Raw genomic sequence first — 6373 nt, forward strand, 5'->3', positions numbered from 1 at the left:
TTTGCTTGGCGACCATAGCGCTTTGGACCCACCTGATTCCATGCCGAACTCAGAAGTGAAACGAAGTAGCGCCGATGGTAGTGTGGGGTTTCCCCATGTGAGAGTAGGACATCGCCAGGCTTACTTTCCGTTTTTAGATTTTAGAAAAATCTAAAGGCAAAAGATTGAAATACTGAATAGACACTGCGGAGTGGTAGTTCAGTTGGTTAGAATACCGGCCTGTCACGCCGGGGGTCGCGGGTTCGAGTCCCGTCCACTCCGCCACTTATATCTCTTAGATAAAGAGTAGAAACCTGATTCGAAAGAATCAGGTTTTTTTTCGTCTGTTGAAAATAAAATCTATAAGAGCCAATATTGAGAAGTGGTTATTCAGTCGGTTTTTGGAGATTAGAGTCGAACAGGTTGTCACTTTAAGTGTACTAAGTAAGGCCTTAGGGAGCGCTACTCCGCAATTAACATCCTCTAGTTCTCAATAAAGAATATAAAGCAACAGAGCTGAGGAGCTTTGATCTTTTGGCATAAAAAAGCCCAAGCTATGTGTTTGGGCTATGAAAATGTTTATAGAATTTGCTTGAGGATTCGGTCTGCTTTGACTCTTTTTATTTTACGTATGAGCTTTTGCACATCTTCAGGGTAATCTTCAATAGTGTCTAATTGCTTATAGCTGCCAATTAAATTGGTATGTTTGAGAATAGATGAGAGTTCATTTTCAAACTTCTCGGTAAGTAATTGCTCGGTATCTTTAATTAATAATCCATTCTCTAAATCTAATTTCCAGGCTCTAGGATTAAAGTTATTGCCTGTGATTAACATATATTCCTTATCAATCCACATTCCCTTTAGATGGAAGCTATTATTGTCATGCTTCCAAAGGTGAATCGATAGTTGACGACTCGCGATATAGCCTTCATTGATACGTGCAAAATGACGTAAGTTGAGCTCGTATAAGTAAGGTAGGCCAGCGATGGTCTTAAAATCCTCTTCTGGCGGAATATAAAAATCGTTGGCAGTTTTATCTCCAACAATAATGCTCACCTTAACGCCTCGTTTTATCGCTCTTTTTACTTCTTTAGCGATACTTTTAGGAAAGTTAAAATAAGGTGTTAGGATCGTGATTTCCTTTTCAGCGCAAGCGATAAGATTATTAATATGTAGATTTAACTTATTGCGACGCTTACCAACACCAACTAATGGCGTGATACCCACTTCGCCTTGTTTAATCATCTCTGGAGTAAACTCGTATCGAGATTGAGTAAGCAGAGCGCGAAATTGTTTGATTGCAGGTTTTAGCGTTTTAGTTGCAGGCCGCTCTACTTGTGATAAGCAATTGACGGCTGGATTATGGCTAATATTTTTCTGAATATATTGCACCATACAATCGGCTAGCGCTGGATTAGCCATTACATGGTAGCGGTCAAAACGGTATTTTTCACGATGGTGCAGATAGATATTATTTAGGCTTGCGCCACTATATATAACGGTATCATCAATGATAAAGCCTTTGAGGTGTAATACACCAAAGACTTCTTTTCCACGAACAGGAACGCCTAGAATAGAAATTGGATGCTGGTACTTTTGCGCAAACTCTTTATATAAAGCCGCATTACCTTCACTTTGGTCTGCGCCAATTAAACCGCGTTGTGCTCGGTGCCAGTCAACACATATCGTAACATCAAGATCAGGGTTGTGTTGCTTTGCCTCATAGAGTTCGGTCAGAATTTGACGGCCAGCATCGTCATCTTCGAGATATAAGGCGACAAGGTAAATTCGTTGTGTTGCTCTTTTGATTTCAGACAATAGCCGATCACGGAATTGTTGTGCAGAAAAGAGCACTTCAAAAGCATTTGGATCTTGAGCTATGGTTGGTAGCTGTTCGAGTAATTCCTTACTAGCTATCATATTTTTATGAACCTTACATGCTGCTAATGTCTTGGCTTATTATTTTACCAAATTAATCACGATTATTCCTACATATGAACAAGAAGTTATGTCAGAACTGTAGGTAGATATCGCATTGGTAGAAGTTTTTTACCGGCACTTGTGTAACGTATAAATAATTGTTGTAGTGAATTAGGAAGTTGATCGACTTCCACTACAGAGAACCCTGCCGATTGATATAGAGATTTAAGGTGTTGGTATGCGAAGCAAAAACTATTCTCGGATAAATAATGAGCCTGACAAAATGCTAATAATTGGCTAGCAATACCTTGCTGTCGGTAGCCTGGAATAACTAACATACCAGTAAGAAGCGTAAAGTGTTCTATGGGACGAAACCGGACAATACAAATAATTTTTTGTTGATGGTAACCAACGATTATTTGTTCATTTTTTTTGGGTTTGGCCGAAGGGTAGAAAGCTTTATAGATAGGCTTAATGAGCGGTATTTTAATACTTTCAAGCGGTTGAAAATTAACTTCAATCATACAGGCACTGTGTTTATTAAGTGTATAAGGTAGAATAGTACGACACGCGCTTAGGTAATCAAACGTATGAATGCAAATAATAATGTAAACCTCAAACCTTTCCATACTTTTGGCATTGATGTGCCTTGTGATGTTCTTGTGGAAGCGACAACGGTAGATGACTTAATTTCCGCTTACCGCAGTCCTGAGTGGCAAGACTTACCTAAGTTGATCTTGGGTAAAGGCAGTAATGTGCTATTCACTGAACCTTTCCATGGTGTGGTGGTTATTAATAAACTACTAGGAAAAACCGTTACTACCCGTGATGACTCTATTTCTTTAACTATCGCGGGCGGTGAAGATTGGCCGAGTTTAGTGGAATGGACATTAGAACAAGGCATCCCTGGCTTAGAAAATTTAGCCTTAATTCCAGGTTGTGCCGGTAGTGCTCCTATACAGAACATTGGTGCTTATGGCGTTGAATTTAAAGATATATGTGATTATGTTGAGTACTTAGATCTCGAGTCACTCGATATTATTCGCTTAAGTGCTCAAGAGTGTTTGTTTGGTTATCGAGATTCGATATTTAAACATGACTTGTTAGGTAAAGTTATTATCACCTCTATTGGGTTAAAACTTCCGTCTAAGTGGCAACCCAATTTTACCTACGGCCCATTAAAGTCGGAAAAAGATTTGCTTACCACGCCTCACGCTGTTTTTGAGCATGTGTGTGATATTCGACGCTCTAAACTGCCTGATCCTAATGTGACGGGCAATGCCGGCAGCTTTTTCAAAAACCCAGTGATTAGCCATGAGAACTACTTAGAATTACAAGCGCTTTACCCTGATCTAAACGGATTTGAAGTTGAAGGTGGGGTTAAAATTGCGGCAGGTTGGCTGATTGATCGTTGCGGCTTGAAAGGTCATCAGATAGGTGGTGCGCAAGTACATCCTCAACAAGCTCTGGTTATTGTGAATGTCGATAATGCGACCTCTAATGATGTTCTTGAACTTGCCTGGTATGTTAAACATGCTGTGCTGGATAAATATGGCGTGGAATTGGAGCATGAAGTGAGATTTTTTAATGCCACCCAAGAAACGCGTTTAGACATTATTTTTGCAGATCGCTTTCAATAATTAGATTGGTACCTCATGACAGATAGCAAACCTAAATTACATGACGTTAAGCTACGTATCATCAAACAATTGTCGGACGGTGAGTTTCATTCAGGCGAAGATTTAGGTGAGCTGTTTGGTATCTCACGGGCGGCAATTAGTAAACATATCAAAGGGATCCAAGAATGGGGGATTGATATCTATCGAATTCAAGGAAAAGGCTATCAACTTTCTTCTCCTATCGACTTATTAGATTATGGCATCATCCAGTCTGCCTCATCGGCTCCCGTTGAGCTATTTCCAGTTATTGACTCAACCAATCAGTATCTTCTCGACAGCATCGATTCTTTACCGAGTGGTGCGGTGTGCGTGGCGGAGTATCAAGCAAAAGGTCGAGGAAGAAGAGGGCGTCAATGGGCATCTCCTTTTGGCTCTAATCTATACTTTTCAATGTATTGGCAGTTGGAGTCGGGAGTCGCCGCTGCAATGGGGTTAAGCCTTGCTATCGGTGTTGCGATTGTTGATGCATTAGAAGCTTTAGGCGCGACAGGCCTGAAATTAAAATGGCCTAATGATCTCTATTTCGAAGATAAAAAACTAGCCGGTATTTTGGTCGAAATGTCTGCGCAAACAGGTGGTGTTGCTCATCTGGTAATAGGGATGGGCCTGAACATTAATATGAAGGTAGACACCGATGCTATCGATCAGCCGTGGGCCAATTTAAATCAAGTGTTTAATGATAATATGCCATCAAGAAATCAACTGGTAATAGAGTTGATCAGAGCTTGGCAACAGGTGCTTGAACAATATGAGGAACAAGGTATGGCTTCGTTTGTGAAGCGCTGGAATGAATTGGATAATTTTAAAGATAAGCCAATTAAGCTATTAATGGGTAACAAAGAAGTTTACGGTATCGGTAAAGGCATCAACCAGCAAGGCGGCATTTTATTGGAAACCGAACAAGGGATAGAAACTTATGTTGGTGGCGAAATTTCATTAAGAAAAGCAGACTAATCGCCGCAACCAAGCGGTGCTATTTTCTTAGGTGAACCTCTTCTACCATATGATCAGCACCTTTGCGTAATATCAGTTGTGCTCGATCTTTGGTGGGTAGAATATTTTGCTGTAAGTTGATGCCATTGATCGAGTTCCAAATACTCTTGGCCTTATCAATCGATTCTTGTTCAGTGAGTTTGGTGTAATGGCTAAAGTACGAACCGGGCTTAGTGAATGCCCCTTTACGTAACTTCATAAACCGAGAAACATACCATTCTTCTATCTGCTGAGTATCCGCATCAACATAAATAGAAAAATCCAAAAAGTCAGAAATAAATACTTTGAAAGGGCTTTCTGGGTAATCACTGCCACTTTGTAGAACATTTAGCCCCTCAATGATCAATACGTCCGGTTGATCGACTATTTTAACTTCATCGGTAATATCGTAAGTAATATGTGAATAAATAGGCACTTGAATGTTTCGTTTGCAAGCTTTGACATCACTTAAAAACTCAACCAATGACTTAGTGTCGTAAGATTCAGGGAAACCCTTTTTGGTCATCAAATTATTATTCAGCAAGGTTTCATTGGGATGCAAAAAACCGTCCGTTGTAATCAGCTCGACTTTAGGATGGTTCTCCCAACGAGATAACAATGCGGTTAATAATCTTGCAGTGGTACTTTTTCCAACCGCGACACTTCCTGCAATACCTATAATAAAGGGAGGAGATTTCTCTTGTTTATTAAAAAATTGATGCAGAACTTGATTGCGGCTTTGACGCGCTTCGACATATAAATTAAGTAGGCGAGATAATGGCAAATAAATTTTTGTCACTTCTTCCATTGACAAGCTTTCATTGATTCCTTGCAATTCTTCCAAGTCTTTAGAAGTAAGTGTCATCGGTACAGAATTACGTAATTCTGACCATTGACTTCTATTGTATGAAAGGTATGGGTTCATAGAAAGACTCGAAAATAACCAAAAAGGATGAGCGAAGATACACCAAGCGTCGTTGATTTCAAATAAGCGTTAGGTGACTTTAGTGGTAAATTAGCAAGTTTTTACCTTATTTATACTTAATTTCGTATTCCATTAATGAAAATAATGGTTTTTTTCATTTTACCCTTGCAAGCTTTTGGAACATTCAATAGAATTCGCCCCACTTGCGCCGACTTAGCTCAGTAGGTAGAGCAACTGACTTGTAATCAGTAGGTCACCAGTTCGATTCCGGTAGTCGGCACCATCTCTTTTTATTTAGATGAAAGAAGTGGTAAGCAATAAAAAATTTGGAGGGGTTCCCGAGTGGCCAAAGGGAGCAGACTGTAAATCTGCCGGCTCCGCCTTCGATGGTTCGAATCCGTCCCCCTCCACCATATTGACATTTGTTTGATAATCAAAATGAATGTAAATAAAATTGTGAAAATAGCACTCAGAGTTACACGTGTGCGTGCGTCGTATAATGGCTATTACCTCAGCCTTCCAAGCTGATGATGCGGGTTCGATTCCCGCCGCACGCTCCAATTCTGTATTTGATAAAACAATGTAGTGCTGATATAGCTCAGCCCGGTAGAGCGCACCCTTGGTAAGGGTGAGGTCCCCAGTTCGAGTCTGGGTATCAGCACCAGTTTTAAGCAATATTTTCCGATTGAGATACACTTACTTTACTAAAAAGTACTATTATTTTTTGGTTACGTGGTCATTCAAGCCACCTAAATCCGTACCTAGAGGGACTATCCATGTCTAAAGAAAAATTTGAACGTACGAAACCGCACGTAAACGTTGGTACTATCGGCCACGTTGACCACGGTAAAACAACTCTTACTGCTGCTATCTGTACTACACTTGCAAAAGTGTACGG

Annotated in this window: 6 protein-coding genes, 5 tRNA genes and 1 rRNA gene; 9 read left to right on the forward strand and 3 right to left on the reverse strand. The window is 40.2% G+C overall.

What is annotated here, in order from left to right; genetic code table 11:
* Nucleotides 1–4: 4 nt before the first annotated feature.
* Together rrf and ACE3G9_RS15365 are read left to right on the forward strand one after the other, a co-directional pair.
* Nucleotides 5–120, forward strand: a 5S ribosomal RNA gene (gene rrf / locus ACE3G9_RS15360).
* A 67-nt stretch (nucleotides 121–187) separates the two neighbouring features.
* Nucleotides 188–264, forward strand: a tRNA-Asp gene (locus ACE3G9_RS15365).
* 294 nt (nucleotides 265–558) lie between these two features.
* Here the strand turns inward: ACE3G9_RS15365 and pssA are convergent.
* Together pssA and ACE3G9_RS15375 are read right to left on the reverse strand one after the other, a co-directional pair.
* Nucleotides 559–1899: a CDP-diacylglycerol--serine O-phosphatidyltransferase gene (gene pssA / locus ACE3G9_RS15370; RefSeq protein ID WP_417881484.1), complete on the reverse strand. Its 1341-nt coding sequence runs from the start codon at nucleotides 1897–1899 to the stop codon at nucleotides 559–561.
* Between the two features lie 86 nt (nucleotides 1900–1985).
* Nucleotides 1986–2423 carry a GNAT family N-acetyltransferase gene (locus ACE3G9_RS15375; RefSeq protein ID WP_417881483.1) on the reverse strand — a complete coding sequence of 146 codons (438 nt, stop codon included), beginning with the start codon at nucleotides 2421–2423 and terminating at the stop codon, nucleotides 1986–1988.
* 66 nt (nucleotides 2424–2489) lie between these two features.
* On the opposite strand from ACE3G9_RS15375, the gene murB reads away from it, so the two are divergent.
* On the forward strand, nucleotides 2490–3539 hold the full coding sequence (gene murB / locus ACE3G9_RS15380; RefSeq protein WP_417881482.1) for a UDP-N-acetylmuramate dehydrogenase: 1050 nt from the start codon (nucleotides 2490–2492) through the stop codon (nucleotides 3537–3539).
* Between the two features lie 15 nt (nucleotides 3540–3554).
* Entirely contained in the window at nucleotides 3555–4532 is a 978-nt protein-coding gene (birA, locus tag ACE3G9_RS15385; protein ID WP_417881481.1) for a bifunctional biotin--[acetyl-CoA-carboxylase] ligase/biotin operon repressor BirA, read from the forward strand.
* A 19-nt stretch (nucleotides 4533–4551) separates the two neighbouring features.
* On the opposite strand, the gene coaA is transcribed toward birA, so the two are convergent.
* The gene (coaA, locus tag ACE3G9_RS15390) at nucleotides 4552–5475 is read right to left on the reverse strand and encodes a type I pantothenate kinase (protein ID WP_417881480.1); all 924 of its coding nucleotides are present in this window, start codon (nucleotides 5473–5475) and stop codon (nucleotides 4552–4554) included.
* 207 nt (nucleotides 5476–5682) lie between these two features.
* Between coaA and ACE3G9_RS15395 the strand changes: the two genes are divergently transcribed.
* The 5 genes from ACE3G9_RS15395 to ACE3G9_RS15415 all read left to right on the forward strand — a co-directional run.
* Nucleotides 5683–5758, forward strand: a tRNA-Thr gene (locus ACE3G9_RS15395).
* 45 nt (nucleotides 5759–5803) lie between these two features.
* A tRNA-Tyr gene (locus ACE3G9_RS15400) sits at nucleotides 5804–5888 on the forward strand.
* A 72-nt stretch (nucleotides 5889–5960) separates the two neighbouring features.
* A tRNA-Gly gene (locus ACE3G9_RS15405) sits at nucleotides 5961–6035 on the forward strand.
* 27 nt (nucleotides 6036–6062) lie between these two features.
* Nucleotides 6063–6139, forward strand: a tRNA-Thr gene (locus ACE3G9_RS15410).
* A gap of 112 nt (nucleotides 6140–6251) precedes the next feature.
* Nucleotides 6252–6373: GTP-binding protein (locus ACE3G9_RS15415; protein WP_253645201.1), on the forward strand; the 122-nt coding region annotated here is incomplete at its 3' end.

It is taken from the genome of Vibrio sp. E150_018, from assembly GCF_053544035.1.